Annotated in this window: 2 protein-coding genes and 1 pseudogene; all 3 read right to left on the bottom strand. The window is 65.2% G+C overall.

The window, feature by feature from the left end; genetic code table 11:
* A pseudogene (locus WS45_RS35520) lies at positions 1 to 144 on the bottom strand (polyamine ABC transporter ATP-binding protein); the annotation flags it as partial.
* A 188-nt stretch (positions 145 to 332) separates the two neighbouring features.
* Entirely contained in the window at positions 333 to 1,448 is a 1,116-nt protein-coding gene (locus WS45_RS30700) for a polyamine ABC transporter substrate-binding protein (protein ID WP_059532455.1), read from the bottom strand.
* 62 nt (positions 1,449 to 1,510) lie between these two features.
* Positions 1,511 to 2,077 (bottom strand): aminotransferase class III-fold pyridoxal phosphate-dependent enzyme (locus tag WS45_RS30695; protein ID WP_156437350.1); only part of this gene is annotated, 567 nt, incomplete at its 5' end.

Here is a 2,077-nt window from a genome sequence, read left to right as displayed (position 1 = left end):
CGTCAGGTTGACGTTGTCGACGGCCGTGCTGTCGCCGAACTTCTTCACGACGTTTTCGATGCGCACGAAGGCGTCGTTCCTGGTACGGGCCGTGGCGGCCGGTTGGGTCTGTCGTGCAGCAGCGGAAGAGGGTATCGATTGCATGGGAGTCACCATTCGTTCTTCACGGATTGCGGGCGTGAGCGTCCCCGCGCGAGGCGCGCAACGCGACTCGCGGACAACGGCTCATGCCGGATGGAACAGTGCGCGCGGCGCGCGCGGGCGGACGGCGGTCCGCGAATCTCAGGCGCGCAGGCGTGGAGCGATGCCTGCGCCGCCGTGATGCTTGGCGATCAGTGGCCGGTTTTCAGCTGCGCCCACAGACGGTTCTCGAGGCGCAGGATGTCGGCCGGCATCGGCTTCATCAGCACCATCTTCTTCAGCACGTCTTCGGGCGGATAGACGGTCGGGTCCTGCGCGACGGCCGGCGTCACGAACTGGTGCGCGGCCTTGTTCGCGGTCGGGTAGAACACCGTGTTGGTGATTGCGGCGTTGACCTTCGCGTCGGACACGTAGTTGATCCACTTGAGCGCGGCCTCGGGGTGCGGCGCATCCTTCGGGATCACCATCACGTCGAACCACAGCAGGCCGCCTTCCTTCGGATTCGCGAACTTGATGTCGTACGAGCGCTTCGCCTCCGACGAGCGGCGGTGCGCGATGCCGACGTCGCCCGACCAGCCGAGCGCGACGCACACGTCGTTGTTCGCGAGATCGTTGATGTAGCCGGACGAGTTGAACTGGGTGATGTACGGGCGGACTTTCTTCAGGACTTCGAAGGCAGCCTGGTAGTCGCCGGGGTTCTTGCTGTTCGGATCCTTGCCCATGTATTGCAGCGTGGCGGCGAACACGTCGACGGCCTGGTCGAGGAACGACACGCCGCAGCTTTTCAGCTTTTCCATGTTGGCCGGGTCGAACACCAGCGCCCAGCTGTCGACGGGCGCCTTGTCGCCGAGCACCTTCTTCACCGCCTGCGCGTTGTAGCCGATGCCGTCCGTGCCGTAGGCCCAGGGGACGCCGTACTGATTGCCCGGGTCCGCATCCGAGATCATCTTCATCAGCAGCGGGTCGAGGTTGGCGAGGTTCGGGATCTTCGACTTGTCGAGCTTCTGGTACACGCCGGCCTGGATCTGCTTGGCCATGTAGTTCGAGGTCGGCACGACGATGTCGTAGCCCGAACTGCCCGCCAGCAGCTTCGCCTGCAGCGTGTCGTCGCTGTCGTAGTTGTCGTACTTGACGTGGATGCCCGTCTGCTTCTGGAAATTCGGGATCGTGTCGGGTGCGATGTAGTCGGACCAGTTGTAGACGTTCAGCTCGTCGGCACGCGCCGACGGGCTGGCGACCGACGTGAACGCGGCCGCGGCGGCAAGGGCCGCGACGGAACAGGCTTGGCGAAGAAAGCAGGCACGCATGGTGGAATTCCCCTGGGTTATGGCGGCGTGCGGCGCCCGCCGCACGCCTGTAGGCAAAGTCGTTACGAAAGGCCCAGTTGCTGGGCGGTCGCATCGACGGCCTTCTTCGCCTTCGATACGAGTTCATCGATTTCCTGACGCGAGATCACGAGCGGCGGCGACAGCAGCATCCGGTCGCCGGTCGCACGCATGATCAGGTTGCCGTTGAAGCAGAAGTCGCGGCAGATCGTGCCGACGTCGCCGCCGTTCGCGAACCGGCGGCGTTCGGACGGCGACTCGGCGAGCTGCAGGCTCGCGACCATCCCGTGGCCGTGCACCTCGCCGACGATCGGGTGACGCGCGAAGGTTTCGCGCATCAGCGCCTGGAAGTACGGGCCCGTGTCGTGCTTCACGCGCTCGACGATCCCCTCGTCGCGCAGCAGCTTCAGGTTCGCGACCGCCACCGCCGCGGCGACCGGATGCCCCGAGTACGTGAGGCCGTGATTGAATTCGCCGTTGTCGATGATCGGCCGCGCGATGCGTTCGTGGATGCCCACCGCGCCCATCGGCACGTAACCCGACGTCAGGCCCTTGGCCATCGTGATCAGGTCCGGCTCGAAGCCGAAGTGCTGATGCGCGAACCATTCGCC

It is taken from the genome of Burkholderia sp. RF2-non_BP3, from assembly GCF_001522185.1.
Lineage (GTDB): Bacteria > Pseudomonadota > Gammaproteobacteria > Burkholderiales > Burkholderiaceae > Burkholderia > Burkholderia diffusa.
Note: the sequence above shows the minus strand (reverse complement) of the source record. Positions and strands in the feature narration are given on the sequence as shown.

Coding starts and splice junctions, on each gene's coding strand:
- WS45_RS30700 (WP_059532455.1), bottom strand. CDS start 1,448: ATGCGTGCCTGCTTTCTTCGCCAAGCCTGTTCCGTCGCGGCCCTTGCC.